23 protein-coding genes are annotated in these 25,573 nt (G+C 59.8%); 13 read left to right on the top strand and 10 right to left on the bottom strand.

Annotated elements, in window-relative coordinates; all coding sequences use genetic code 11:
- Positions 1-13 precede the first annotated feature (13 nt).
- Complete coding sequence (locus BS627_RS11615) at positions 14-1,039, bottom strand: LacI family DNA-binding transcriptional regulator (protein ID WP_077983430.1); 1,026 nt, start codon at positions 1,037-1,039, stop codon at positions 14-16.
- Positions 1,040-1,313: 274 nt separating this feature from the next.
- Here BS627_RS11615 and BS627_RS11610 point away from each other — a divergent pair, with 274 nt between their 5' ends.
- The 8 genes from BS627_RS11610 (at position 1,314) to BS627_RS11575 (ending at position 9,037) form a co-directional block, all read left to right on the top strand.
- Positions 1,314-2,675, top strand: a complete 1,362-nt coding sequence (locus BS627_RS11610; RefSeq protein ID WP_077983386.1) for an ABC transporter substrate-binding protein — start codon at positions 1,314-1,316, stop codon at positions 2,673-2,675.
- Between the two features lie 102 nt (positions 2,676-2,777).
- Complete coding sequence (locus BS627_RS11605) at positions 2,778-3,791, top strand: carbohydrate ABC transporter permease (RefSeq protein ID WP_077983385.1); 1,014 nt, start codon at positions 2,778-2,780, stop codon at positions 3,789-3,791.
- Position 3,792: 1 nt separating this feature from the next.
- Positions 3,793-4,953, top strand: coding sequence for a carbohydrate ABC transporter permease (locus BS627_RS11600; protein ID WP_077983384.1), 1,161 nt, complete (start codon positions 3,793-3,795; stop codon positions 4,951-4,953).
- 37 nt (positions 4,954-4,990) lie between these two features.
- Positions 4,991-6,646 carry a beta-galactosidase BglA gene (gene bglA / locus BS627_RS11595; RefSeq protein ID WP_077983383.1) on the top strand — a complete coding sequence of 552 codons (1,656 nt, stop codon included), beginning with the start codon at positions 4,991-4,993 and terminating at the stop codon, positions 6,644-6,646.
- Between the two features lie 20 nt (positions 6,647-6,666).
- The gene (locus tag BS627_RS11590; protein WP_077983382.1) at positions 6,667-7,755 is read left to right on the top strand and encodes an ABC transporter ATP-binding protein; all 1,089 of its coding nucleotides are present in this window, start codon (positions 6,667-6,669) and stop codon (positions 7,753-7,755) included.
- Between the two features lie 237 nt (positions 7,756-7,992).
- Positions 7,993-8,349: a hypothetical protein gene (locus BS627_RS11585; RefSeq protein WP_162520486.1), complete on the top strand. Its 357-nt coding sequence runs from the start codon at positions 7,993-7,995 to the stop codon at positions 8,347-8,349.
- A gap of 125 nt (positions 8,350-8,474) precedes the next feature.
- On the top strand, positions 8,475-8,738 hold the full coding sequence (locus tag BS627_RS11580) for a type II toxin-antitoxin system ParD family antitoxin (protein ID WP_077983381.1): 264 nt from the start codon (positions 8,475-8,477) through the stop codon (positions 8,736-8,738).
- Positions 8,735-9,037, top strand: a complete 303-nt coding sequence (locus tag BS627_RS11575; protein WP_077983380.1) for a type II toxin-antitoxin system RelE/ParE family toxin — start codon at positions 8,735-8,737, stop codon at positions 9,035-9,037. Before BS627_RS11580 ends, BS627_RS11575 begins: the two co-directional genes overlap by 4 nt.
- An 84-nt stretch (positions 9,038-9,121) precedes the next feature.
- Here BS627_RS11575 and BS627_RS11570 read toward each other — a convergent pair whose 3' ends face one another.
- From BS627_RS11570 to BS627_RS11540, 7 genes are all read right to left on the bottom strand, one after another.
- A complete protein-coding gene (locus BS627_RS11570) occupies positions 9,122-10,486 on the bottom strand; it encodes a metallophosphoesterase (RefSeq protein WP_077983379.1) in 1,365 nt (454 codons plus the stop codon).
- A gap of 197 nt (positions 10,487-10,683) precedes the next feature.
- The gene (edd, locus tag BS627_RS11565) at positions 10,684-12,504 is read right to left on the bottom strand and encodes a phosphogluconate dehydratase (protein WP_077983378.1); all 1,821 of its coding nucleotides are present in this window, start codon (positions 12,502-12,504) and stop codon (positions 10,684-10,686) included.
- Between the two features lie 125 nt (positions 12,505-12,629).
- A complete protein-coding gene (pgl, locus tag BS627_RS11560; protein WP_077983428.1) occupies positions 12,630-13,328 on the bottom strand; it encodes a 6-phosphogluconolactonase in 699 nt (232 codons plus the stop codon).
- A gap of 10 nt (positions 13,329-13,338) precedes the next feature.
- A complete protein-coding gene (gene zwf, locus BS627_RS11555; RefSeq protein WP_077983427.1) occupies positions 13,339-14,814 on the bottom strand; it encodes a glucose-6-phosphate dehydrogenase in 1,476 nt (491 codons plus the stop codon).
- 78 nt (positions 14,815-14,892) lie between these two features.
- A complete protein-coding gene (locus tag BS627_RS11550; RefSeq protein ID WP_077983376.1) occupies positions 14,893-15,279 on the bottom strand; it encodes a hypothetical protein in 387 nt (128 codons plus the stop codon).
- A 27-nt stretch (positions 15,280-15,306) separates the two neighbouring features.
- The gene (locus BS627_RS11545; RefSeq protein WP_077983375.1) at positions 15,307-16,593 is read right to left on the bottom strand and encodes an NAD(P)/FAD-dependent oxidoreductase; all 1,287 of its coding nucleotides are present in this window, start codon (positions 16,591-16,593) and stop codon (positions 15,307-15,309) included.
- Positions 16,594-16,605: 12 nt separating this feature from the next.
- Positions 16,606-18,045: a glutamine synthetase family protein gene (locus BS627_RS11540; protein ID WP_077983374.1), complete on the bottom strand. Its 1,440-nt coding sequence runs from the start codon at positions 18,043-18,045 to the stop codon at positions 16,606-16,608.
- Between the two features lie 123 nt (positions 18,046-18,168).
- Here BS627_RS11540 and BS627_RS11535 point away from each other — a divergent pair, with 123 nt between their 5' ends.
- From BS627_RS11535 to BS627_RS11525, 3 genes are all read left to right on the top strand, one after another.
- Positions 18,169-19,353 carry a BaiN/RdsA family NAD(P)/FAD-dependent oxidoreductase gene (locus tag BS627_RS11535; protein ID WP_077983373.1) on the top strand — a complete coding sequence of 395 codons (1,185 nt, stop codon included), beginning with the start codon at positions 18,169-18,171 and terminating at the stop codon, positions 19,351-19,353.
- 155 nt (positions 19,354-19,508) lie between these two features.
- Positions 19,509-19,643, top strand: coding sequence for a hypothetical protein (locus tag BS627_RS24955; protein ID WP_276327083.1), 135 nt, complete (start codon positions 19,509-19,511; stop codon positions 19,641-19,643).
- Between the two features lie 255 nt (positions 19,644-19,898).
- Positions 19,899-20,771 carry a LysR family transcriptional regulator gene (locus tag BS627_RS11525; RefSeq protein ID WP_077983371.1) on the top strand — a complete coding sequence of 291 codons (873 nt, stop codon included), beginning with the start codon at positions 19,899-19,901 and terminating at the stop codon, positions 20,769-20,771.
- A 15-nt stretch (positions 20,772-20,786) separates the two neighbouring features.
- Here the strand turns inward: BS627_RS11525 and BS627_RS11520 are convergent, their stop codons facing one another.
- Positions 20,787-21,044, bottom strand: coding sequence for an SMc00767 family acetate metabolism repressor (locus BS627_RS11520; RefSeq protein ID WP_003493954.1), 258 nt, complete (start codon positions 21,042-21,044; stop codon positions 20,787-20,789).
- 84 nt (positions 21,045-21,128) lie between these two features.
- Complete coding sequence (gene aceA / locus BS627_RS11515) at positions 21,129-22,418, bottom strand: isocitrate lyase (protein ID WP_077983370.1); 1,290 nt, start codon at positions 22,416-22,418, stop codon at positions 21,129-21,131.
- A gap of 253 nt (positions 22,419-22,671) precedes the next feature.
- On the opposite strand from aceA, the gene BS627_RS11510 reads away from it, so the two are divergent.
- Together BS627_RS11510 and BS627_RS11505 are read left to right on the top strand one after the other, a co-directional pair.
- Positions 22,672-24,087, top strand: a complete 1,416-nt coding sequence (locus BS627_RS11510; protein ID WP_077983369.1) for a helix-turn-helix domain-containing protein — start codon at positions 22,672-22,674, stop codon at positions 24,085-24,087.
- A 152-nt stretch (positions 24,088-24,239) separates the two neighbouring features.
- Complete coding sequence (locus BS627_RS11505) at positions 24,240-25,337, top strand: polyamine ABC transporter substrate-binding protein (RefSeq protein ID WP_077983368.1); 1,098 nt, start codon at positions 24,240-24,242, stop codon at positions 25,335-25,337.
- Positions 25,338-25,573 lie beyond the last annotated feature (236 nt).

Below are 25,573 nucleotides of genomic sequence, written 5' to 3'. Positions count from 1 at the left end.
TGGAAACGGCCGGCTACACTTTCGGAGCCGGCCCCGTCGAGGCACGCACCACCAGTTCCGCCTTCCAGAGTTCCTGATGCGGTTCGGTCTGGTTGAGCTTGATCCGGTTGATCAGGCGCTGGCCCACCCGCACCCCCGCCGCCCGGAGCGACGAACGGGTGGTGGTCAGCGGCACGGAGAAATTATCCGGCTTCAAAAGCGGCAGCACGTCGTCATGGGCGATCAGCGAAATATCCTTGCCGGGTTTCAGGCCGCGCTGGTTGAGAGAACGGATCGCGCCGAGCGCAAGCGCGGTACTGGCACAGAGAATGGCGGTCGGCTTTTCCGGCCGTGACAGCAACGCTTCCATGCCGAGATAACCTTCCTCATCGGTCATGCTGCTGTGTCTCTTGTTGTTCGCATGCAATGTCAGGCCATGTGCCGAAAGCGCCTTTTCCACCCCGAGACAGCGCCGATAGGTGAAATCATAACCCTCCGGGCCGTTCAGCAGCCCGATCCGCGTGTGGCCAAGCTGGAGGAGAAGCTGGGTCGCATCGCGAAACGCGCCCTCATTGTCCACGTCGAGATAGGGATAGTCCTCCTCCACGCCGACGGAGCGGCCATGGACTAGGAAGGGCAGGGAGAGCGACTGCAACATGGCGATGCGCGGGTCGTTCTTCTTCATATAGGCGAGATAGATGCCATCGACGCTGCCGTTTGTGGCGAGCCCCCGCAGAGCTTCGCGCTCCTTTTCCGGCTCGGTGGGCATGATCACGAGATGAAAGCCGCTGCGCGACGCCTCTTCACCGAGGCCGCTCAGGAATTCGCCGAAATGCACGTCGGAACGGTGGTGTTCGCCAATCGGCATGACAAGTCCGATGGAGCCGACCTTGCCCGTCGCCAGCCGTTGCGCTGCCGCATTCGGGCGATATCCCGTCTTTTCGGCAGCGTCCATGACGCGGCGGCGCGTTTCGGCGCTGACCTCCGGATAGCCGTTGAGCGCCCTGCTGATGGTCGTCTGCGAAATGCCCAGCAGTTGCGACAACTGTTTCAGGTTCATGTCTATAATTTCCTCCATGCGCGCGCCTAAGAATACGGCAAAGCCTCTCCTCAATTCCCAAAGCGCTTTAGATTTTTACCAGCCTCCACTGCATTTCTCAATCGAAAAGGATAGCCGCCTTCCGAATTAAATATGACTATTTATGAGGCGCTGCAACGTTTCCGAACAAAGAGCCTCTTGACTCTGTCTTAATGACAATGAGATGAATAGGCAGCCAAAGCGCTTTGATTGGAGAGGACGCTTTGCGCCTTTTATGTGATGGGAGGTAAATCACATGCAGAAGACTCTTTTGGCGACAGCTGCCGTCATGGCTTTGCTGTCCGGTGCGGCCTTTGCCGCCGACCTTAAATTTGCACCCGGCGGCGACGCCAAGTTCAACTGGAAAAGCTACGAGGACTTCAAGGCGGCCCATGCCGACCTGAAAGGTCAGACGCTGACGATTTTCGGTCCGTGGCGTGGTGAAGACGAGGCCCTGTTCCAGTCGGTGCTTGCCTATTTCGCCGATGCGACCGGCGTGAATGTCCGTTATTCCTCGTCGGAAAACTACGAGCAGCAGATCGTCATCGATACGCAGGCGGGTTCGCCGCCCAATATTGCCATCCTGCCGCAGCCCGGTCTTCTGGCCGATCTGGCGGCTAAGGGCTTCCTCGTGCCGCTCGGCGACGAGACCGCCAATTGGGTCAAGGAAAATTACGGCGCCGGCCAGTCCTGGGTCGATCTCGGCAGCTACAAGGGCAAGGACGGCAACAAGGCCTATTTCGCTTTCCCCTTCAAGGCGGATGTGAAGTCGCTCGTCTGGTATGTGCCTGAGAACTTCGAGGAAGCGGGCTATAAAGTGCCCGAGACCATGGAAGACCTGTTCAAGCTGACGGACCAGATCGTTGCCGATGGCGGCACGCCCTGGTGCATCGGCCTCGGCTCCGGCGGCGCTACCGGCTGGCCAGCAACGGACTGGGTGGAAGACCTGATGCTGCGCACGCAGCCGCTCGACGTTTACCAGAAATGGACGACCAACGAGGTCAAGTTCACCGATCCGGCCGTGGTCGAGGCGATCAACGAATTCGGCAAATTCGCCAAGAACGAAAAATACGTCAGCGGCGGCGTCGCGGCCGTGGCCTCCACCGACTTCCGCGACAGCCCCAAGGGCCTCTTCGACATTCCGCCGAAGTGCTACCTGCACCATCAGGCGTCGTTCATTCCGTCCTTCTTCCCTGAGGGCACCAAGGTCGGCACGGATGCGGATTTCTTCTACATGCCGACTTACGCGTCCAAGCCTGACCTCGGCAAGCCGGTTCTCGGCGCCGGCACGCTCGTCACCATCACCAAGGAAGCGCCTGCCGCCAAGGCATTCGTTGAATTCCTGCAAACCCCGATTGCCCATGAAGTCTGGATGGCGCAGTCCAGCTTCCTGACGCCGTACAAAGGTGTGAATGTCGATGCCTATGCCAATGAGCAGATGAAGCGGCAGGGCGAAATCCTCACGACCGCGACCAGCTTCGGCTTCGATGGTTCCGACCTGATGCCCGGCAAAATCGGCGCCGGCGCGTTCTGGACCGGCATGATCGATTTCGTCGGCGGCAAGTCCGCCGATCAGGTCGCCGCCGAAATCCAGAAGGCCTGGGACGGCCTGAAGTAAAATCGGATCAGGCCCGGCGGTTTGCTGCCGGGCCTTAACCAACGGAACGGCCCCGACGACCGCATAAATCAGCGCGGCGCGGAGAGGATCAAGGGAGGGAACATGGCTCAACAACTCGTGTCAGCCATCGGCGTCATGGTGGCGGGCGTTTTTGCTTGCGCTGCCTATTATTGGCTATCCGACAAGGCGCTGCAGGCGATCTTTCCCGTCCGCTCGGGAGACGTCATTCACGCATCCCGCAATCTCAATCGCCGCGCCGCCGTCCGGCCTTGGCTGTTCATTGGCCCGGCGTTGATCCTTCTGCTGGTCTATCTGGTGTACCCTGTCATCGCCACGCTGATCCTGTCCTTTTATGATCGGACCGGCAGCGAATTCGTTGGGCTTGCCAATTATCGCTGGGCGATTTTCGATGCCGGTTTCCGCCAGTCGATCTTCAACAATATCCTCTGGCTCGCTGTCGTACCGGCCGCCTGCACCTTCTTCGGCCTCGTCATCGCTGTCATGACCGACCGCATCTGGTGGGGCAACATCGCCAAATCCATCGTTTTCATGCCGATGGCGATCTCCTTCGTCGGCGCGTCCGTCATCTGGAAATTCATCTACGAATACCGCGCCGAGGGGCAGGTGCAGATCGGCCTGCTCAACGCCGTCGTCGAATTTTTCGGCGGCAGCCCGGAAGTGTGGATTTCCATGCCCTTCTGGAACAATTTCTTCCTGATGGTGATCCTCATCTGGATTCAGACCGGTTTCGCCATGGTCATCCTGTCCGCAGCCCTGCGCGGCATTCCCGAAGAAACCATCGAGGCCGCGGTGATCGACGGCGCCAATGGCTGGCAGATCTTCTGGAAGATCATGGTTCCGCAGATCTGGGGCACCATCGCCGTCGTCTGGACGACGATCACCATTCTTGTCCTCAAGGTCTTCGATATCGTGCTCACCATGACCAACGGCCAGTGGAACACGATGGTTCTCGCCAATCTCATGTTCGACTGGATGTTCCGAGGCGGCGGAGACAGCGGCCGAAGTGCCGTCATCGCGCTCATCATCATGGCGGCCGTCACCCCGATCATGGTCTGGAACATCCGCCAGGCGAACCGCGAGATGGAGGGCCGCTGAGATGAATATCGTCAAACGTCTTCGCCGCGTCGGCCTGCCGCGCCTCATCGTCCACGCCAGCGTCCTCGTCGTCGTGCTTCTCTGGCTCCTGCCCACGCTCGGCATTCTCGTCAGCTCGCTGCGCGACAAGGACCAGATTACCGTATCCGGCTGGTGGACGGCCTTCTCCAGTTCCGAACAGACTTCTGCGGTTCGCCTCGCCGATGCTTCCGTGCAGAAGCAGGACGGTAGCCGCTACGTAATCTCCGGCAACGTCTTTGAAAACGGTCAGGGCGGCAAGGTCGCCGCCTTCGGCGTCCGTGTGCAGGAACCCACAGCCTTCAAAGCCGGGGAGGCTGCCGATATCGGTGATGGCGAGACACTTCTCGTCAATTCGGACGGCAGCTACGAATACAGCAAGGCCTCAAGCTTCGAGGGCTCTCGAGGCAAGCGCGTCTATATTTCCGTCGCCACGCCGCCGGTCTTCACGCTCGATAATTATCGCACGGTCCTGACCTCGGAAGGCATCGGTCAATCCTTCGTCAATTCGCTGACCGTGGCGGTGCCGGCAACCGTCATCCCGATCCTGATTGCCGCCTTTGCCGCCTATGCCCTGTCATGGATGAACTTTTCCGGCCGCAATCTCTTGATTGCCATGGTGGTGGGCCTCATCGTCGTGCCGTTGCAGATGTCGCTCATCCCGCTTTTGCGGCTCTATAACGAAATCGGCACCATCTTCGGCGTGCCGTCCAAGACCTATGCCGGCATCTGGCTGGCGCATACCGCCTTTGGCCTGCCGCTCGCCATTTATCTGCTGCGCAACTATATTTCCGGCCTGCCGAAGGAGATCATCGAAAGCGCGCGCGTGGATGGCGCGAGCGACTTTGAAATTTTCGTCAAGATCATCCTGCCGCTGTCCTTCCCGGCGCTCGCCTCCTTCGCCATATTCCAGTTCCTGTGGACCTGGAACGACCTGCTCGTCGCCATGGTCTTCCTTGGCACGCAGAAGAACGAACTCGTGCTGACGGGTGCGCTCAACGCGCTGCTCGGCTCGCGTGGCGGCAACTGGGAAATCCTTACCGCCTCGGCCTTTGTTACCATCATCGTGCCGCTTGGCGTTTTCTTTGCTCTTCAACGTTATCTCGTGCGTGGCCTGCTGGCAGGCTCCGTCAAGGGAGGCTGATCAATCCATGAACGCCCATACCTCACAGGACACTTCCATGACCGCTTCGGTGACTTCCGCTTTGACGCCCAACAAGGATTGGTGGCGCGGCGCCGTTATCTATCAGATCTACCCGCGCTCCTATCAGGACTCCAATGGTGACGGCATCGGCGATCTCAAGGGCATCACCGACCGGCTGGCGCATATCGCCAATCTGGGTGCCGATGCGATCTGGATTTCGCCCTTCTTCACCTCGCCGATGAAGGATTTCGGTTACGACGTCTCGAATTATGTCGATGTCGACCCGATGTTCGGCACGCTTGCCGATTTCGACGGGTTGATTGCCGAAGCCCACCGCCTCGGTATCCGCGTCATGATCGATCTCGTTCTGTCGCACACGTCCGACCAGCATCCGTGGTTCGTGGAAAGCCGCGCCAGCCGCAACAATCCGAAAGCGGACTGGTACGTCTGGTCTGACGCCAAACCGGATGGCACGCCGCCCAATAACTGGCTGTCGATTTTCGGCGGTTCGGGCTGGCAGTGGGACCCGACCCGCATGCAATATTACATGCACAACTTCCTGACCTCGCAGCCGGACCTCAACCTGCATAATCCGGAGGTGCAGGAAGAGCTGCTGAACATCACCCGTTTCTGGCTGAAGCGCGGCGTCGACGGTTTCCGCCTCGACACCATCAACTTCTATTTCCACGACCTTGAACTGCGCGACAATCCCGCACTGGCGCCGGAGCGCCGCAATGCCTCCACGGCCCCTGCGGTCAATCCCTACAATTTCCAGGAACATCTCTACGACAAGAATCGCCCGGAAAATATCGCGTTCCTGAAGCGCTTCCGCGCGGTGCTGGACGAATTCCCTGACATCGCCGCTGTGGGTGAAGTCGGCGATAGCCAGCGCGGTCTCGAAATCGTCGGCGAATATACGTCGGGCGATGACAAGATGCAGATGTGCTACGCCTTCGAATTCCTCGCACCGGACGCGCTCACCCCGCAGCGCGTCGCCGATGTGCAGGCGGATTTTGCGAGAGCCGCGCCGGAAGGCTGGGCTTGCTGGGCCTTCTCCAACCACGATGTCGTGCGCCATGTCAGCCGTTGGGGCGAGCATGTCGAAGATAAGGACGCCTTTGCCAAGGTGCTTTCGGCGCTGCTGATGACGCAGCGCGGTTCCGTCTGCATCTATGAGGGCGAAGAACTCGGCCTCACCGAAGCCGATATCGCTTTCGAGGATTTGCAGGATCCCTATGGCATCCAGTTCTGGCCGGAATTCAAGGGCCGCGACGGTTGCCGCACGCCGATGGTATGGGATGCGGGCCATGCGCAGGCCGGCTTCTCGACCGCCGACAGGACGTGGCTGCCCATTCCGGCCGAGCATAAGCAGCGCGCCGTCAGTGCCCAGCAGGGCAATGAAGCATCAGTGCTTGAGCACTATCGCCGTTTTCTGGCTTTCCGCAAAAAACACCCCGCTTTTGCCAAGGGCGGTATCGAATTCCAGCCGGTTGAGGGCGAAGTGCTGAGCTACACCCGCACGCTCGGCAACGAAACCGTGCTATGCCTCTTCAATCTCGCCGCAACGCCGGCAAAGGCCACGTTGCCGGAAGGGAACTGGGAGGTTCTTGAAGGCCACGGCTTTGCAAGCGGTCTTGAAGGCAGAAGCGTAGAACTTCCGGCATGGGGCGCATTCTTCGCCCGTTACGCCTGACAGATGAGGGAGGAACACCCATGACAAGTCTCGTTCTCAAGGATATCCGCAAATCATATGGGCAGGTGAAAGTCCTGCACGGCATCGATCTTTCGATCGAACAGGGCGAATTCATCGTTTTCGTCGGTCCGTCCGGCTGCGGAAAATCGACGCTGCTGCGCATGATCGCCGGGCTGGAGGAAATCACCGGCGGCGAGATGTTTATCGACGGCCAGCTCGTCAACGAAATCCCGCCCTCGCGCCGGGGCATTGCCATGGTGTTCCAGTCCTATGCGCTCTATCCGCATATGACAGTTTACGACAACATGGCCTTCGGCATGAAGATCGCCAAGGAAAACAAGCAGGAAATCGACCGCCGCGTTCGCGCCGCCGCCGAAATCCTGCAGCTGACGCAATATCTGGAGCGTCTGCCAAAGGCACTCTCCGGTGGCCAGCGACAGCGTGTCGCCATCGGCCGCGCCATCTGCCGCAATCCGAAAGTCTTCCTGTTCGATGAGCCGCTCTCGAATCTCGATGCGGCGCTGCGTGTCGCCACGCGCATTGAAATCGCCAAGCTCAACGAGCAGATGGCCGATACGACGATGATCTACGTCACCCATGACCAGGTGGAGGCGATGACGCTGGCTGACCGTATCGTGGTTCTGAATGCCGGCCGCGTGGAGCAGGTCGGGGCGCCGCTCGAACTTTACGAGAACCCGGCCAATCTCTTCGTGGCGAAATTCATCGGCTCGCCGGCCATGAACATCATCGAGGGGAAGATCGTCGGGACTGGCGAGCGGACGTCGATCGAGCTGGCCGGCGGCAAGACGCTTGCCGTCAATGTTCCAACCCCCGCATCCGAACAGGGCAAGGCCGCAAGCTTCGGTGTGCGGCCGGAAGATCTGAGCATCGTCACCGGTGATGATTATCTTTTCGAAGGGAAAGTGTCGATTGTCGAGGCTCTGGGCGAGGTGACGCTTCTGTATCTCGAAGCGCCGAAGGGCCAGGAGCCCATCATCGTCAAGGCACCGGGCATTGTCTCGGTCGCCAAGGGGCAAACCCTGCGTTTCGCCGCGCCGCAGGAAAAGCTTCACCTCTTTAATGCCGAGGGCAAGACCTACCGCGTCTGATTGCAGTCGACCCCCAAAAACCCCGGAACGTCCTCGTTCCGGGTTTTTTGCGGAGCTTTTTACGGCTGTGGAAAAATAACGGAAATGTCCCGCTCTCGGTCTGTTTAAGCCTGCGCTGATATGAATTGTTAAAGACTATGACCTAGTCTCGATCCATTGATCGAGCATGGGAGTCTGGACGTGCAGAGCGGTACGGGTGTCATCAGGAACCATTACCTGAGCAAGGAAGAATCCTTCATGTATGACCGCGAAAACCGGTTCCGCATGGAAGATACCATGAATGCGGCACGCATCGAATATACCGAAAAGGCCGTGATGCACATGGCGGCGCGCCGCTGCGATGTCATCCGCATCTCCCAGACCGAAGCGGTGCTGGCGCTGCTGACGAAATACAATCTGCCGAACCAGTTCTATCTCGATATTCCCGACGCTCGCATCACCAAGATCGGCTGCGTGATGTTGCGCGTCAACGCCAATAACACGATCCACGTCCGCTTCCTGCGCATGCTGACACAGAAGGAACTGGACCGCATTTTCGTGTTCAGCACACATCCCGCACACAGGGAACGCAAGCTCGATATCAGGTCGTTCTGAGACCATCTGCGGATCGGCGAAAATGGTTTAACCGGCTGTTTCGACCCTCCGCATCACCCCGTGTCATATCCAGCCGTTGCTAACTATTATCACGGGATGATATAGGTGGTGGAAAGGATATGGCTATGGCAAGCAGTGCAAATCTCGGTCGTCATCTGGAAACTTATGTTTCAGACCTTGTGAAGTCGGGGCTTTATAATTCTCGCAGCGAGGTGTTGCGGGAGGGTGTTCGGCTGGTGGAAGAGCGTGAGAAGAAACTCGCCGCTCTTGATCTGGCAATTGCGCGCGGACTTGCAGACGCAGATGCGGGACGCGTGACGCCAATCAAGGACGTTGCATCGCAACTTAGCGCGAAGTACCGAAAAATTGCGGAAGAAAGCGGGCTGTGATCGTCGTTCTCACCGACGAGGCCAAGGCAGACCTTGACCGCATCGGTGATTTTATTGCGGCTGATAATCCGCGACGCGCAGAAACATTCGTTGTCGAATTGCTGGACCGATGTTCAAGGCTGGTGGAGATGCCTCGTGCTTATCCGCTGGTGGCCCGTTACGAGCAAACCGGTGTTCGTCGCCGTCCTTATATGAAAACTACCTTGTTTTTTTATCGTGTTACCGGAACACGGGTTGAAATTCTGCACATTCTGAACGGTGCACAGGATCACGAACCCATCCTCTTCCCGCAAGACTGATTCACACATCGATCCCGAAAACGCGGCATGAATCAAGAATTTGCAGGCTCTTGCCGACTGTCTCTGCCTTCGATGCCTGTGAGCTTAAGAAAGCCCGCCCAGAACCGTCTGCTTCAGTTTCACATCCGGCACCTCGGTGAAGGTCAGGTCGCCGCGGCCGAAATAGGATTTCTGGTTGGTCGCGGACCAGTCGTTGCAGACCAGCTTGTAGCGCCCTTTCTTCTCCGGCTTTTCCGGCATGGCGTAGAGATAGTCGCCGGTGCGCGCTGTGAGCGGGATGTCGCCATCCTGGTTGCATCGCTTGAGGATTTGCGCTAGCGCCTCGCCGTCCACTTCCGTCACCATCAGCTTGCCGTCGAAACGCAGCGAGGCGTTGAAATCGTAACGGCGAATCTCGCCCTCGGGCAGGCCCGCACCGAAGGAGGTGTGGCCGACGAAGCCGACATCCGCGCCAGTTTTGGCGGCAATAAGCTGCGCCACATGGCGGCCCGCCTCGTCGACGGTCATCGCCTTCGCCGATTTGCCGACAACTTCCCGTTCTTCCGCAGTCAGGTGTTTATCAAGCGTCTGCTCGATCAGGGCCTTGAGGGCAGGGGATGCGGGAGCGCCGCGATCGATGGAGATCGTCTCGATGGCCGCAGCCTTGCCGGGAGCCGAAATGGTCGCCACCGTCATGGAGGTGCACCATGAGCCGGTATGGACATAGCGGGTGGCGCCCTGTTCATGCACGAAGCTCAGATGGTCATGGCCGCCGACAAGCAGGGTGCCATCCGGGAGCAGCGGCAGGATATCGCGGTCTGCGACGACGCCGGCATGGCTGAGAACAATGTTGATCGCACCGGGTTTGACGATGTCAGGAAGATTGGCCTTGGCCCATTCCACGGGCTGCGGAATGTCGAGCATTTCGCGCGTGGCCTTCGGGTAGGTGTTGATCGCATTGGTGGCGAAGCCCGCCACGACGACCCGCTGCTCAGCGACGCTCACCTCGGCGCTATCAGCCGCATAGAGTTTGCCGCTGCGCTTGTCGATGATGTTGGAAAGCACGGTTATGCCGAGCGCCTGGGCGCGGCTGACGAAATTGGCAAGATCATTGTCGATATCGGGTTCATGATTGCCGATATTGATGACCGTGGGGGCAAGCTTGGCGAGCGTCGCAAGGAAGGTCCATTCGATTTCGCCGGCCGAACGTGTGGCCACAGCGTTGCCGAGTTCGAAAAGATCGCCATTCAACAGGATGATGTGGGGCGTCTTGTCGGCGGCGATACGCGTTTCAATGGCCGCGAGAAGCTGGCCGATACGCTCATAGGCCGAATGCAGGTCGGAGATGACGATGGCGCGAAGGGCTACATCCTGCGCCATAACGGGCGTGGCCGCCACCAGGAGCGGCAGCATGGCGGTGCCTGCCATAAGCTTCAGCACGTCGCGGCGTTTGCTTGAAAAAATCGTCATGTCATTGCCCCATCATCCGAAACTGCGCCGTCGTCCCACGGTCGGCTGGAGAAGGCCCTATAGGGCGATCGTCACAGCCGCATGACAAGTCTGATGTTTAGGATGTGGGAAATAAAGCGGATTCTGTCGGTATCCCGGCGACACCGCAAAGCAGGGTTGAAAGGCGAAAGCCGCATCCGGCCTTCGCCTCCACAAAATCAATGGAAGAGCACGCTGGCGCCCTGATCGGCCGGGCCGGCATTGCGGCGGAAGGGGGCGAAAAGTTCGCGACCCATGCCCCATTCATTGCCGGAAAGATCGGCCCGCGCCGGTTCGCGTTTTGCCAGCTCGGCGGCGGAAACCAGCACCTCGAGCGAGCCGGAAATGGCGTCGAGACGGATGATATCGCCGTCGCGGATGAGCGAGATCGGGCCGCAATCGGAAGCCTCAGGCGTGACATGGATGGCGGCAGGCACCTTGCCGGAGGCGCCGGACATGCGCCCGTCGGTCACCAGCGCCACCTTGAAGCCGCGATCCTGCAGCACGCCAAGCGGCGGTGTCAGGCGGTGAAGCTCCGGCATGCCGTTGGCCTTCGGTCCCTGGAAGCGGACGACGGCGATGAAATCGCGGTTGAGCTTGCCGTCCTTGAAGGCGTCCTGAAGTTCCTGTTGGTCGTGGAAAACGATCGCCGGTGCTTCGATGATGTGGCGTTCCGGCTTGACGGCGGAAATCTTGATGACCGATTTGCCGAGATTGCCCGTCAGCATCTTCAGGCCGCCCGTTGGCTGGAACGGGGTTTCGATGCTGGAAAGAACCTTCGGGTCGTGGCTCTGTTCGGGTGAGGGCTGGCGGGTGACGGCGCCCTTCTCGTCCAGCAGGGCATCCACGGTGTAGGCTGCAAGCCCCTGTCCGAAGACTGTGCGAACATCGTCATGCACGAAGCCCTGCTTCAGGAGCTGCTTGATGAGGAAGCCCATGCCGCCGGCGGCGTGGAAATGGTTCACATCCGCAAGACCGTTGGGATAGACGCGGGCGAGCAGCGGCACGATGTCCGAAAGATCGGAAATATCCTGCCAGGTGAGGATGATGCCGGCGGCACGCGCCATGGCGATCAGATGCATGGTGTGGTTGGTGGAGCCGCCCGTCGCATGCAGGCCGACGACACCGTTGACGACCGACCGCTCGTCGATCATCTCGCCAGCGGGCGTGAATTCATTGCCCTGCGCGGTGATGGCGAGAGCTCGCTTGGTGGCCTCGCGGGTCAGCGCGTCACGCAGTGGCGTGCCGGGATTGATGAAGGACGAACCAGGCATGTGGAAGCCCATGATTTCCATCAGCATCTGGTTGGAATTGGCGGTGCCGTAGAAGGTGCAGGTGCCGGGGCCGTGGTAGGATTTGGATTCCGCTTCGAGCAGCTCGGCGCGACCGACCTTGCCTTCGGCATAGAGCTGACGAATACGCGACTTCTCGTCATTCGGCAGGCCTGACGTCATCGGGCCGGCGGGAACGAAGACCGCGGGCAGGTGACCGAAGGCGAGGGCCGCGATCACGAGGCCGGGCACGATCTTGTCGCATACGCCGAGATAGAGAGCCGCATCGAACATGTTGTGCGACAGACCGATACCGGCAGCCATGGCGATTGCATCGCGGGAAAACAGCGAAAGCTCCATGCCGGGCTGCCCCTGGGTCACGCCATCGCACATGGCGGGAACCGCGCCTGCCACCTGCGCTATGCCGCCTGCTTCCCTGGCCGCATCACGGATGATCGCCGGGAAGGTCTCATAGGGCTGGTGAGCCGACAGCATGTCGTTATAGGCGGTGATGATGCCGAGATTGGGAACCCGGTCGCCGGCAAGGATGTCCTTGTCGGCGGGGGAACAGACGGCAAATCCATGTGCAAGATTGCCGCAGGAAAGCACGGAACGGTGAACGCCTTTGGAAACCTGCAGCCGCAGCCGCTCGAGATAGGTCTCGCGGTAGGGCTTGGAACGTTCGACGATGCGGGCGGTAATGGCCTGAATGCGGGAATCGGCGGACATGGGCGTTCATCCTGTTCGTTGGTCGGCAACCGGCGTTCCGGGAGGTGAGCGGCCGGTTGTCGTGGTTCAGTCTTCATGTCTTCGGGGCGCGTGTCGCGGGCCGCAGAGGCGGCAACCGCACTGGCTCATGGCGCCCAGTATATATCCACGGGCGTTTCCGCCCGGTTCAGCACGGCACGGATCGGCATTTCATCCTCATCCTCACCGGACTGCGCTTTCTCCAGCGTCGCCTTCTTGGCTGCACCTTCGATATGAAGCACCAGAAAGCCGGCATCGTGCAGGCTGGAGAAGTTGAAGGTCAACCGCTTCTCGCCGGCATTTTCCGCCGCCATGGTCAGGACGCCGCGCGGTTCATCGAGATCGAGCGCTTCGTAGAGATTATCTCCACCGGGGAAGAACGATGCCGTGTGGCCATCCGTTCCCATGCCGAGAATGACGACATCGAAGGGATCGCAGATCGCTTCGGTCTTGACCGTCGCAAGGGTTGCGGCATCTTCCGGCGAGGCCGCCGGCTGGAACAGCGGCACGAAATAAGCCGCCTTCGCCTTGTCCTGCAAAAGGTTTTCGGCGACGAGACGATGGTTCGACCGGTCGCTTTCCGGTGGCACGAAACGCTCGTCCACCAGCGTCACGCTGATATTGGGCCAGTCGAGATCGTGTTTGGAAAGCGCCTGAAAAAACAGCTTCGGTGTCGACCCGCCGGAGACCGCAATGCTCGCGGTCCCCCGTTCCCTGGTTGCCGCATCAAGGCGTTTGGCAACCTCCGCCGCAAGCGCGGTGGCCAGCGCGGGGGCGGTGTCGAAGACGTGAATGGTTTCGCTCATCGCGCGGCCCTCAGTCGGCATCGTGCCAAGTGCGGCCGTCGCGCTCGATCAGTGCGATCGAGCCGCTCGGACCCCAGGTGCCGGCCGTGTAACCCTGTACGCCCTGGCCAAGCTCTTCCCAGCTCTTGAGGATCGGATCGACCCAGTCCCAGGCGGCCTCGACTTCGTCGCGGCGCATGAACAGCGTCTGGTTGGAACGGATGGTATCCATCAACAGCCGTTCATAGGCATCGGGGCTGCGCACGTTGAAGGCTTCCGCAAAGCTCATGTCCAGCGAAACCTGACGCAGGCGCATGCCGCCCGGACCGGGATCCTTGATGAGGAGCGACTGCTTGACGCCTTCATCCGGCTGCAGGCGAATGACCAGCTTGTTGGCTTCGATCTTGCCGGCCGCATCGTCGAAGATCGAATGCGGAATCTGCTTGAAGGTGACGACGATTTCCGAAACACGGGTCGCGAGGCGTTTTCCCGTGCGGATGTAGAAGGGAACGCCCGCCCAGCGCCAGTTGGCGATTTCAGCCTTGATGGCGACGAAGGTTTCGGTGTTGGAAACGCCGCCTTCCAGCTCTTCCAGATAGCCTTTGACCGGACCACCGGCGGAAGCACCGGCGCGGTACTGGCCGCGAACGGTCAGCTTTTCGACATTGCTGGTATCGATCGGCTTCAGCGAACGCAGAACCTTCAGCTTTTCGTCGCGCACCGCTTCCGATTTCATCGAAGCGGGTGGCTCCATGGCCACGAGGCAAAGCAGCTGAAGGATATGGTTCTGCACCATGTCGCGCAGCGCCCCGGCCTTGTCATAATACCCGGCGCGGCCTTCCAGACCGACCGCTTCGGCAACCGTGATCTGAACGTGGTCGATATGGGCGGAATTCCACAGCGGCTCGTAAAGCGCATTGGCGAAACGCAACGCCATCAGGTTCTGCACCGTCTCCTTGCCGAGATAGTGGTCGATACGAAAGATCTGCTCTTCCTTGAAGACGTGGCCGATGGTGTCGTTGAGTTCCTGGGCGGAGGCGAGATCGCGGCCGATCGGCTTTTCCACGACGATGCGGGTCGAACGGGTGATCAGCTTGTGCTCACGGATCTTGTCGGCGATATCGCCGAAAATGCCCGGCGCTACGGCCAGATAGAAGGCGCGCACGCGCTCCTTGCCCTCGTCCAGCAGCTTCTTCAGCACATCCCAGCCATTGTTGCCCTTGGCATCAACGGGCACATAAAAAAGCCTGTTCAGGAACACGGCAACCTGCGCGTCGTCATATTCGCCGGCCTTCAGGTGCTCCTTCAGCGCGTCCTGCGCGAATTTGCGATATTCCTCATGGGTCATAACCGAACGCGATGCGCCGATGATGCGGGTCGGCTCCGTGAACTGACCTTCGACCTGCCGGTGATAGAGGGCTGGCAGAAGCTTGCGCTCGGCAAGATCGCCCGTGCCGCCGAAAACGACACAATCAAAAGGTTCAACAGGAATGATCTGACTGCTCATATCGATTCTCTCGATCTTCAAAGGTTGGGGCATCAATAATCTAATCGATTTAAAAATGCCAGACTCAGTTATGTGAAATTATGAATTTTGGTTCGGCCGTAGGCCGTAAGTGGAATGGGTTGCGTTTCGGAAGATGCCTTTTGCCGGCGGCGGCACCGAAAAGAAGAACAGTACCATGAGAGCGGCAATCCCCCGCCAGAACGGATGGATGGAGTCCGTCCTTCCGTGGTCGTGGCTTTGCTCGATGCTATCCAATAACATCTGCGCTTCCTCGACTTGTCGTGCAGCTACGCGAATTTCTATTCCACCGAGAGCGACAGTGTAATGCCAGAATATCGAGGCGAAGTGGCTCGGCAGCGCAAGCGTTGGCACTCCATATGCCCGCAGGAAAGACGCCGTCACTACGGTTTCTGCTAGCCCGTAGCCTGTTGCAACAGTGACAAGCCCGTCATCCGCTCTTTGCATCGAACCTCCTTGTTTCATACTGAAGGATCAGAACCTGTCCCGCAACGCGAACCACGACAACGCCAGAAAGAGCAGCGGCGCGCGGAGCGACGCCCCACCGGGGAAGGCGGGCACTTTCAGCCGCGCGAAGGGCGCCAGCATGTCCTTTTTACCGAGGACCAGATCGGCATAAAGCTTGCCACAATAATTCGACAGCATCACCCCGTGGCCGGAATATCCGCCGATGGAGGTGACGCCGGGCATGACCTCGCGTACGAAGACCGACCGTGGAAGTGTGATGCCGACGGAGCCGCCCCAGGAATGGGTGACTTCGACGGCCTTCAGCTCGGGATAGATTTCAGCGATCTGCCGACGGATATGGCTTGAAATATCGCGCGGCGCATCGGCCGTATAGGCCTCGCGCCCGCCGAACAGCAACCGGTTGTCGGCCGTCTTGCGGAAGTAGCGCACCACGAAACGGGAGTCGGCCACGGCCTCCCGGTCGGGAATGATGTCAGGAAACGCATCCAGCGGCGCGGTGGCGCCGATAAAGGAACGGATCGGCATTATATGGGCGGCTGTTACCGGTTCCAGATTGCCGATATAGGCATTGGTCGCAATCAACACCCGTGGCGCGGTGATCGTACCGAAAGGGGTTTCGATGATGGCCTTGCCGCCCACTTGCCGGATGGATTTCGCCGGCGTCATTTCATAAATGTCGGCGCCGGCATCTTTCGCCGCCTTAGCCAGCCCCACCAGCAGCTTCAGCGGGTGGATATGGCCGGTGCCGGTATCGCGCGTGCCGCCGAAGTAATGGGTGGAGCCGACGCGTTTGCGTGCTTCTGCGCGTTCCATATAGGAAACATGCGGATAGCCGTAGCGATTGTTCATCGCATCGACACTTCGGCGATAATCATCCTCGTAGGCGGCCTTGTGCGCCACATAGAGCTGCCCGGGAAGATATTCCATGTCGATGCCGCGGCTGACGGCGAAGCCGCGCAGGTAGTTTTTGGCGTCCTCGGCAATGTCGAACAGCAGCTTCGATTGCTCGAAACCGATCTCTTCTTCCATCTCGTCGGGGAAGGAACGCTGGCCGGTGCCGAACTGCCCGCCATTGCGGCCCGAAGCGCCATCGCCGAAACGATGCGCTTCGATGAGGGCGACGGAGACACCGTTTTCGGCGAGGTTACAGGCGGCCTGAAGGCCGGTATAGCCGCCGCCGATGATCGCGACATCCACCTGCTTCGACCCGTCGAGGGTGGGATAGTCAGGCCGCTCGCCGACGGTTGCCTGATACCAAGATAGTCCCGGCGCAATCGGGCTTTGCCATGTCATGCTCGTGGTTCCTCACACGTTGAGAAGCAGAAACTCGCGCTCCCAGGGGCTGATGACCTGCATGAAGGTCTCGAATTCCCCGCGTTTCAGGCCGGCATAAAGGCCCACGAATTCATGGCCGAAAACCCGGTCGAACTGCTCCTCGCCTTCCAGCAGGGCAACGGCTTCAAGCAGGCCGCGCGGCAGGTCGATGGAGCCTTCATTTGCCGTATCGGCAGTCGGTTCGGTCGGCTCGATATTGTTGACGATGCCGAGCCAGCCGCAGCCGAGCGAGGCGGCAAGCGCTAGATAGGGGTTGGCGTCCGAGCTCGGCAGTCGGTTTTCGACACGCCGCGCCTGCGGGCCGGAAATCGGCACCCGGAAAGCCGTGGTGCGGTTGTCGTAACCCCAGGCATTGTTGACCGGGCAGGCCATGTCGGGCGTCAGGCGGCGATAGGAGTTCACATAGGGCGCCAGCATGACGAGAGCGTTCGGAACATAACGCTGCATGCCGCCCACGAAGGAGAAGAATTCTTTCGAGGGGCTGCCATCAGGATTGGAAAAGATGTTGCGGCCGCTGTCGATTTCCACCACCGATTGGTGGATATGCATGGCCGAACCCGGCTGGCCCTGCATGGGCTTGGCCATGAAGGTGGCGTAGATGCCGTGCTTCAGCGCCGCCTCGCGAATGGTGCGCTTGAACAGGAATACCTGGTCGGCAAGCTCGATCGGATCGCCATGGCGCAGGTTGATTTCCAGCTGCGCCGGACCTTCCTCATGGATCAGCGTATCGATCTCGAGGCCCTGTTTTTCGGAGAAATGGTAGATATCGTCGATCAGCTCGTCGAATTCGTTGATGCCGGCGATGGAATAGCTCTGACCGCCAACGATGGAGCGTCCGGACCGGCCCTTCGGCGGATGCAGCGGATAGTCAGGGTCGTCATTCATGGCGACGAGGTAGAATTCGATTTCCGGTGCGACGACCGGCTTCCAGCCCTTTTCGGTATAGAGCGAAAGCACGTTCTTCAAAACGTTGCGCGGCGTGTAGGGAACGAAATTGCCCTCGGCATCGACAACGTCGCAGATCACCTGCGCGGTTGGATCGCTTTCCCAAGGCACGACGGACAGCGTCGAAAGATCCGGCACCAGTTTCAGGTCGCTGTCGCGTGGCTCGTAGCGGAAGTTCGCCGTCTCATCAGGATATTCGCCTGATATCGTGTGGCGGTAGAGCGCGGACGGCAGGGCGAGCGAGGTGTCGCCCGTGAATTTCGCCGTCGGCATCATCTTGCCGCGCGCAACCCCGGCAAGGTCTGGCGTGATGCATTCGATGTCTTCGATCCCGCGCGCGCGCAGCCATTGCGCGGCTTCGCGCCAGGAGGAAACGCCACGGGTGGAGGAAAGATCGAGGGGAGGGGACTTCTTTGCCATGGTTGCCTGTTTCTTCGGGCGGAGCATGGTTTTTTTGGCGGGCATGTATCACCGGGTCTGTGTTTCTGGTGGAGCCATCATAACCGTAGTTTGGCAATTGGCGAGGGGGAAAGCGCCATTGACAAGCGGCGGCACTTGGAAAAGAGGAAAGGAAACGGATCGGATGGAATGATGGCAGAGAAATGTGACGTGCTGATTTTGGGGGCGGGCGCCGCCGGCATGATGTGCGCCATCCGCGCCGGCCAGCGCGGCCGCTCCGTCGTCATTCTCGACCATGCCAGGGCGCCGGGCGAAAAGATTCGCATCTCCGGCGGCGGCCGCTGCAACTTCACCAACATCCATGCCGGGCCGAAGAATTATCTGTCCGCCAATCCGCATTTCGCCAAATCCGCGCTCGCTCGTTATACGCCGCGCGATTTCCTTGCCCTTGTCGAAAAACACCGCATCGGCTGGCATGAAAAGACGCTCGGCCAGCTTTTTTGTGACGACAGCGCCAAGGACATCATCCGCATGCTGCTTGGCGAAATGCAGGCAGTGAATGCGAAGCTGCGGCTCGAAACCGCCGTCTCTGATGTCACCCATGATGGCGCCCGTTTTCGCGTTGCGACATCCGGGGGCGTCATCGAGGCCGAAAGCCTTGTCGTCGCGACGGGCGGCAAGTCCATCCCGAAAATGGGCGCGACCGGTTTTGCCTATCAGATCGCCGAACAATTCGGCCTCAAGCTCATCGAAACGCGCCCCGGCCTCGTACCTCTGACGCTCGATCCCGCTTCGTTGGAAAAGCTCAGCCCGCTTGCCGGCGTCGCGGTTCCGGCCGAGATTTTCCACGGCAAGACCTCGTTTGAGGAGGCGTTGCTGTTCACCCATCGCGGTTTGAGCGGCCCGTCGATCCTGCAAATCTCCTCCTACTGGCGTGAAGGCGATGCCATCCGTCTGAAACTGGAGCCGGCGCGCGATATCCTCGCCTTGCTAAAGGAGGCGAAACAGAAGAACGGTCGCCAGTCGGCCCAGACCGCTCTGGCGGAAATCCTGCCGAAACGGCTCGCCCAACATGTGGTCGAACAATCCGGCATCACCGGCAATCTCGCCGATATGTCCGAAAAGGTTCTCGCAAAGCTGGTGGCGCAGGTTGAGGACTGGCAGATCAAGCCCGCCGGCTCAGAGGGGTATCGCACGGCGGAAGTCACGCTTGGTGGTGTGGACACGACCGGCCTCGATTCCCGCAGCATGGCGGCAAAATCCGTGCCCGGCCTCTACTTCATCGGCGAATGTGTTGATGTTACCGGCTGGCTCGGCGGTTATAATTTCCAGTGGGCCTGGGCCTCCGGGCAGGCGGCTGGCGAATTCGCCTGAGATCGCCTGCCTTAAGGCCTTGTTAAGGTGCATGGAGTCATCCTGATAAAATGCCAGCAAGGCAGGATCACCCCGTGATCCCGCTGCACATGATGTCCTGCTGGAGGCTCTTAACAGGGCATGGGTCGGTTGAGTTTTTTGTCAGGAGCCCGCGCATGAACAGATCTGCACATCGCCGTCCTCACGCCATCGCCATTGCCCGCGCCGAAAGCGAGAGCCGGCAGCTGGCCTTCCGCCTCAGCATCATCGCCGCCGGCGCTCTCGCGACCCTGATCGCTCTCTTGTACTGATCGGCGGCTTCTTGCCTTCGCAAGGTCGATAAGCGCGCTGAAAAGCCGCGACATGCGCGATGCCTCGGCCATATCCTTATAAAACTGTTCTTCCTGCAGAATGGCTTCGCGCCGCGTGCGCGGCTTCTGATTGTCAATGATGGCCCGTGCTGCAAAAATCGCGTGCATGTTCGCTCTCCTTCTCACTGCGGAGGGCCATGATGCACGCCGTTTTTTGATTTATCTGCGCAAGAAAATGCGCTACGTTTTTCACCGATGAAAAACGTCACCTGGGATTCCTACCAGCTTTTTCTCGATGTATCACGCAGCGGTGGCCTGACGGGGGCTGCCGCGTTGACGGGTTTAAGCCCGGCAACTGTCGGGCGGCGCATGGTCGAGCTGGAGGAGCGCATCGGCAAGGCCCTGTTCCAGCGCAGCCAGACCGGATACGCCCTGACGGCGGATGGCCGCGCGTTGTTCGACCGGCTTCAGGCGATGGAGAATGCAGCCAAGGACATCGAGGGATGGCAGAAGGCGTCGTTGGCGTCTTCCATCGTTCGTATTGCCGTCGGTACCTGGAATGCCTGGCTGCTGGCAGTGAATTTCTCCGCCATCTGCACGGATCGCGATGATTTCCGCATCGATCTTTTCATTGCCGAACAGCGGGCCTCTCTGGCGCATCGCGAAAACGACATCGGCATCCGCGCCTTTGAGCCGCAGGAGCGTAACCTTGCCGCCATCAAGACGGGGGAGGTGGCCTATGCGCCCTACAGGTTGCGCAATGCTGCCGCCACTGTAACCGACCGTTGGTTGGCGGTGGCGGAAGAGAGCGCCATTTCCACCTATCTGCGCTGGCCGCATGAAAACCGCCGCAACGATATTGCCGTGACGGTGAACCGGCCGGTGGCGCTGCTCGATCTGGTGCTGGCCGGGGCCGGGGTCGCCGTGCTTCCCTGTTTCGTCGGCGATGCGGATGCGCGGCTTCTTCGTGAAGGCGGCGAAATAGAACCGCTCCGCCACAATCAATGGATCGTCATGAATAATGACGATCGCCACCGCCGCGATATCAGGACGGTGGCGGATCGGATGACCCGTCTCATCAAGGGGCATTCCGATCTATATGCCGGACGCAAGAGCCGCCCGGCATGAAAGAATGGCTACCGGTCAGGCGGCGGCACTTCCCTGCGCAACGATGACCGGGATCAGCAGATCGCCCCAGTTGCCGCCGCCGCCATGGTGGCGGGCCGAGCGGACGAGCTCGACGGAAACACCGGCCTCGACGGCTTTCATGACGGCCTGGTTGAGGCGGTGCAGATCATTGGCCAGCATGCGGATGGCTGCCTGCTGATCCTGCGTCATGGCGGAGGATTGCTCCTCGGCGCGTTCCTTGACGTGGGTCTTGATGGGGTTGTGGGCATTCATGGCATTTCTCCTCTCATTATTGTCAGGGGTTTTTGATCCGGTTTGCAAGCCCTTCCCGATATCGGGAAGGGCCGTTTTGCTTGTTTATTCGGCCGCCGGGCGGAACTGGTCGTGCTCGGTGGATTCCTTCATGGCTGTCGTGGACGACGTGCCGCCGGAAATGGCGAGCGATACGGCGTCGAAATAGCCGGTGCCGACTTCGCGCTGGTGCTTGGTGGCGGTGTAACCGTTCACTTCCGCTGCGAATTCCGCTTCCTGAAGCTCCGAATAGGCCGCCATCTGCCGGTCCTTGTAACCGCGCGCCAGTTCGAACATGCCGAAATTCAGCTGATGGAAGCCGGCAAGCGTGATGAACTGGAACTTGTAGCCCATCGCGCCGAGTTCCCGCTGGAACCTGGCGATCGTTGCGTCGTCGAGGTTCTTTTTCCAGTTGAACGACGGCGAGCAATTGTAAGCCAGCTTCTTGCCGGGATGCACCTTGTGCACGCCTTCCGCAAACCGGCGCGCCTGTTCGAGATCCGGCTTTGACGTTTCGCACCAGATCAGGTCGCAATAGGGCGCATAAGCAACGGCGCGGGCGATGCAGGGCTCAAGACCGTTCTTGACCTGATAAAAGCCCTCGACGGTGCGCCCGGCATCGTAATCCACGAAGGGACGGTCGCGCTCATCGATATCGGAGGTCAGAAGCTTGGCGGCCTCCGCATCCGTGCGGGCGATAACCAGCGTCGGCACACCCATGACATCAGCCGCAAGCCGCGCCGCCGTCAGGTTGCGGATATGTGCCGCCGTCGGTATCAGCACCTTGCCGCCGAGATGCCCGCATTTCTTTTCCGATGCCAGCTGGTCTTCATAATGAACACCCGCCGCACCCGCTTCGATAAAGGCCTTCATGATCTCGAAGGCGTTGAGCGGCCCGCCGAAACCGGCCTCCGCATCGGCAACGATCGGCGCAAACCAGGTATCGACCGAAAGTCCCTTGCCCTCCGCCGTCTCGATCTGGTCGGCGCGCTGCAAGGTGCGGTTAATGCGCTTTGCCAGCTCCGGCGCCGCATTGGCGGGGTAAAGCGACTGGTCGGGATACATGGCCGATGCCGTGTTGGCGTCCGCCGCAACCTGCCAGCCCGAGAGATAGATCGCCTTCAGGCCGGCGCGAACCATCTGCATGGCCTGGTTGCCGGAAAGCGCGCCGAGCGCATTGACGAAATTTTCCTCGTTGATCAGCTTCCACAGCCGGTTCGCACCCATTTCGGCCAGCGAATGCCGGATGTCGACGGAGCCGCGCAGCCGCTCCACATCGGCGGCGGTATAGGTACGCTCGATGCCGTCAAAACGTCCCTGCGGTGCACCCGGAACAAGCTTGTAAAAATCAGTCATACTTCTCTCTCCCAAGATAAATATAGTTTCAAGAACGGGCGACTGTGCATTGCGTGCGCCGCCGTTCGATGTGACTACATTTACATTTTTGGAGATTTGAACGCCAGAACAAACATAAAAACAGTGACTTGAAAGAGGTTATCCTGTAGGATGCGTGACAGGGTGGAGCTGTAAAATCGTAAATTTTGTAAAAGACTTTGGCCCCACGAGTTTGTAACAGACTTGTATGAGTCGCGGATGGGGAGGTGAGGCTGTGTCGGAAAACAAGATTTTTGCCGGGCCGCGTGTGCGCCGCATTCGCAACGGTCTGGCGTTGACGCAAACGGCGATGGCCGAGGCGCTGGCGATCTCGCCATCTTATCTCAACCTCATCGAGCGCAACCAGCGGCCGCTCACCGTGCAGCTGCTTTTGAAGCTTGCCTCCGTCTACAAGGTCGATCTGGATGACCTGCAGGGAGAGAGTGCCGGTTCCGCCGGGCAGCTGCGCGAGGTCTTTGCCGATCCGCTGCTTGCGGGCGAGGTGCCGTCGCCGCAGGAACTGATCGAGGTTGCCGATGCCGCGCCCAATGCGGCAAGCGGTGTCCTCAAGCTTTACCGGGCCTACCGGGAACAGGCGCAGCGCCTTTCCGATCTCTCCGATCTTCTGGCGCGGGAAGGGCATGAGACGGCGCTTTCCTCCACCCGCCTGCCGATCGACGAGGTACGGCATGTCTTTGAAAACCGGCCGGCCTATTTCCACACCATCGATGCGGCGGCCGAAGAACTCCACAAACACCTGTCGGCGGGCGACGATCTGGCTTCGGGGCTGAGGGCATGGCTTCAGAAAAACCATGGCATCGTGGTCCGCACTCTGCCGGTTCATGCCATGCCGAACCTCAGGCGGCGTTATGACCGCCATTCGATGCGGCTGTTTTTATCCGAACGCCTGTCCCAGCCGGATCAGCTGAGGGAAATGGCCATGGAGACCTGTCTTCTGGCGCTTCGCGAAGAAATCGGCAGGGAACTAGAGGCGCTGAGCCTGAAAGGGGAAGAGGCAAGGCGCATCGCCCGCTTCGAACTGGCGCGTTACGCCGCCCATGCGTTGATGATGCCCTATGGCGCGTTCCTGAACGCCGCCCAGCGGGCGAAATACGATCTCGAGGTTTTGCGGTCGCGCTTCAACGTTTCTTTCGAACAGGCGGCAAACCGTCTTGTCAGCCTGCAACGGCCGTCAGCAGCGGCGATCCCGTTTTTCCTGATGGAAATCGACAATGCCGGCAACCGTTTCCGCCTTGCAGGGGCCAGCGGTTTTCCACGGGCGCGTTTTGGCGGCCTCTGTCCGCGGCTCAACATCCATGCCGCCTTCGCACAGCCGGGACAGGTGCTGGTGGAAGCAGTTGAGATGCCGGATGGCGACGCGTTCCTCACTGTGTCGCGCACGCTGGAAGGCCCGCAGGCGGGTTTCGGCGAAAGGGTGCGACGAACGGCCGTGCTTCTCGGCTGCGATCTCGCCCAGGCCGGAGACACCGTCTATGGCCCGGCCGCCTCGGGTGCTGCGCCGGTCGCCGTCGGGCCTTCGTGCCGGCTGTGCGAAAGGCAGGGCTGTCTGTCGCGGGCGGAAGCGCCGCTGACGCGGCCGCTGGGGCTCGATGAAATGGTCACCGGTCTTAGTGTTTTCGACTTCCAGTAGGTGTTTCCATTCGCATTTTTGCAGCCGGAACACATTTGGTTGAAAATGCTGTGCTGCACATTTCCCGCTTGCTCCCTTTTGTTTTCCTTTCTAGTCTCTCCAAAAAAAGGGGATCACGCTTCCACCGTGAGGATGCGTTAACAGGAGACATCATGAAAAACCGTTCTCTCCGTCTGACCTTGGCTCTCACCACCGCGCTCGTTGCAGCAGGCTCGGCAATGGCCCAGGAGAAGGTCGTCCACGTCTATAACTGGTCGGATTATATCGACGAATCGATCCTTACCGATTTCACCAAGGAAACCGGTATCAAGGTCGTCTATGACGTTTTCGACAGCAACGAGCTTGTGGAAACCAAGCTTCTGGCCGGCAGCTCCGGTTATGATGTCGTGGTGCCCACCGGCCCCTTCCTCGCCCGCCAGATCAATGCCGGCGTGTTCCAGAAACTCGACAAGTCCAAGTTGCCGAATCTGAAGAACATGTGGCCCGAGGTTTCCGAGCGTCTGGCCAAATACGACCCCGGCAACGAATATGCCGTGAACTACATGTGGGGCACCACCGGCATCGGCTATAATGTCGCCAAGGTGAAGGCGGCGCTCGGCGATGTTCCGGTCGACAGCTGGGATATTCTCTTCAAGCCGGAAAATGCTGAAAAGCTGAAATCCTGCGGCATCAATATTCTCGATGCGTCGGACGAGACCTTCGCCATCGCCATGAACTATCTCGGCAAGAATCCGGATAGCAAGGAAACCGCCGATCTCGAGGCGGGCGGCGACGTCTACATGAAGATCCGCCCCTATGTGAAGACCTTCAATTCCTCGGCCTATATCGATGAACTGGCGAACGGCGACAGCTGCATCACCATCGGCTGGTCGGGCGATATCCTGCAGGCGAAGAGCCGCGCCGAGGAAGCCAAGAACGGCGTCGAGGTGAACTACGTCATTCCGAAGGAAGGCACCTACATGTGGTTCGACAACCTTGCCATCCCGGCGGATGCCAAGAATGTCGAGGAAGCCCACGCCTTCATCAACTATCTGATGCGGCCGGAAGTCATCGCCAAGGCCTCCAACTATGTTCAGTATGCGAATGGCAATCTCGCGGCGCAGGCGGTGATGGATGAGTCCGTCGTCAAGAACCCGGCGGTCTATCCCGATGCCGAGACGCTGAAGAAGCTCTTCACCATCTCGCCCTATGGACCGAAGGAACAGCGTGTCCTGAACCGCGTCTGGACGCAGATAAAGACCGGTAGCTAAGCAGATTTGGGATGGGGTGGATTCTATCCACCCCCATTCCTGTGCTTGCCACAGTTGCCAGCGACCTGACGTCTGTCAGGTCAGATGAAGTCTTTTCAGCCCAAGGACTTGGGTTGGCTGGTTCCCTGTGACATCCTCGGGTTTGTTCCGGGGAACAGGAATGAAGACAGTGGAATGGCATCGATACGGCCTCCTGGTCGTATAGGTTGTCGATGGGTTCTTGGGTGAAACGGGGC

It is taken from the genome of Agrobacterium salinitolerans (genome assembly GCF_002008225.1).
Classification (GTDB): Bacteria; Pseudomonadota; Alphaproteobacteria; order Rhizobiales; family Rhizobiaceae; genus Agrobacterium; species Agrobacterium salinitolerans.
Note: the sequence above shows the minus strand (reverse complement) of the source record. Positions and strands in the feature narration are given on the sequence as shown.

Coding starts and splice junctions, on each gene's coding strand:
- BS627_RS11615 (WP_077983430.1), bottom strand. CDS start 1,039: ATGAACCTGAAACAGTTGTCGCAACTGCTGGGCATTTCGCAGACGACC.
- BS627_RS11610 (WP_077983386.1), top strand. CDS start 1,314: ATGCAGAAGACTCTTTTGGCGACAGCTGCCGTCATGGCTTTGCTGTCC.
- BS627_RS11605 (WP_077983385.1), top strand. CDS start 2,778: ATGGCTCAACAACTCGTGTCAGCCATCGGCGTCATGGTGGCGGGCGTT.
- BS627_RS11600 (WP_077983384.1), top strand. CDS start 3,793: ATGAATATCGTCAAACGTCTTCGCCGCGTCGGCCTGCCGCGCCTCATC.
- bglA (WP_077983383.1), top strand. CDS start 4,991: ATGACCGCTTCGGTGACTTCCGCTTTGACGCCCAACAAGGATTGGTGG.
- BS627_RS11590 (WP_077983382.1), top strand. CDS start 6,667: ATGACAAGTCTCGTTCTCAAGGATATCCGCAAATCATATGGGCAGGTG.
- BS627_RS11585 (WP_162520486.1), top strand. CDS start 7,993: ATGTATGACCGCGAAAACCGGTTCCGCATGGAAGATACCATGAATGCG.
- BS627_RS11580 (WP_077983381.1), top strand. CDS start 8,475: ATGGCAAGCAGTGCAAATCTCGGTCGTCATCTGGAAACTTATGTTTCA.
- BS627_RS11570 (WP_077983379.1), bottom strand. CDS start 10,486: ATGACGATTTTTTCAAGCAAACGCCGCGACGTGCTGAAGCTTATGGCA.
- edd (WP_077983378.1), bottom strand. CDS start 12,504: ATGTCCGCCGATTCCCGCATTCAGGCCATTACCGCCCGCATCGTCGAA.
- pgl (WP_077983428.1), bottom strand. CDS start 13,328: ATGAGCGAAACCATTCACGTCTTCGACACCGCCCCCGCGCTGGCCACC.
- zwf (WP_077983427.1), bottom strand. CDS start 14,814: ATGAGCAGTCAGATCATTCCTGTTGAACCTTTTGATTGTGTCGTTTTC.
- BS627_RS11550 (WP_077983376.1), bottom strand. CDS start 15,279: ATGCAAAGAGCGGATGACGGGCTTGTCACTGTTGCAACAGGCTACGGG.
- BS627_RS11545 (WP_077983375.1), bottom strand. CDS start 16,593: ATGACATGGCAAAGCCCGATTGCGCCGGGACTATCTTGGTATCAGGCA.
- BS627_RS11540 (WP_077983374.1), bottom strand. CDS start 18,045: ATGCCCGCCAAAAAAACCATGCTCCGCCCGAAGAAACAGGCAACCATG.
- BS627_RS11535 (WP_077983373.1), top strand. CDS start 18,169: ATGATGGCAGAGAAATGTGACGTGCTGATTTTGGGGGCGGGCGCCGCC.
- BS627_RS24955 (WP_276327083.1), top strand. CDS start 19,509: ATGAACAGATCTGCACATCGCCGTCCTCACGCCATCGCCATTGCCCGC.
- BS627_RS11525 (WP_077983371.1), top strand. CDS start 19,899: ATGAAAAACGTCACCTGGGATTCCTACCAGCTTTTTCTCGATGTATCA.
- BS627_RS11520 (WP_003493954.1), bottom strand. CDS start 21,044: ATGAATGCCCACAACCCCATCAAGACCCACGTCAAGGAACGCGCCGAG.
- aceA (WP_077983370.1), bottom strand. CDS start 22,418: ATGACTGATTTTTACAAGCTTGTTCCGGGTGCACCGCAGGGACGTTTT.
- BS627_RS11505 (WP_077983368.1), top strand. CDS start 24,240: ATGAAAAACCGTTCTCTCCGTCTGACCTTGGCTCTCACCACCGCGCTC.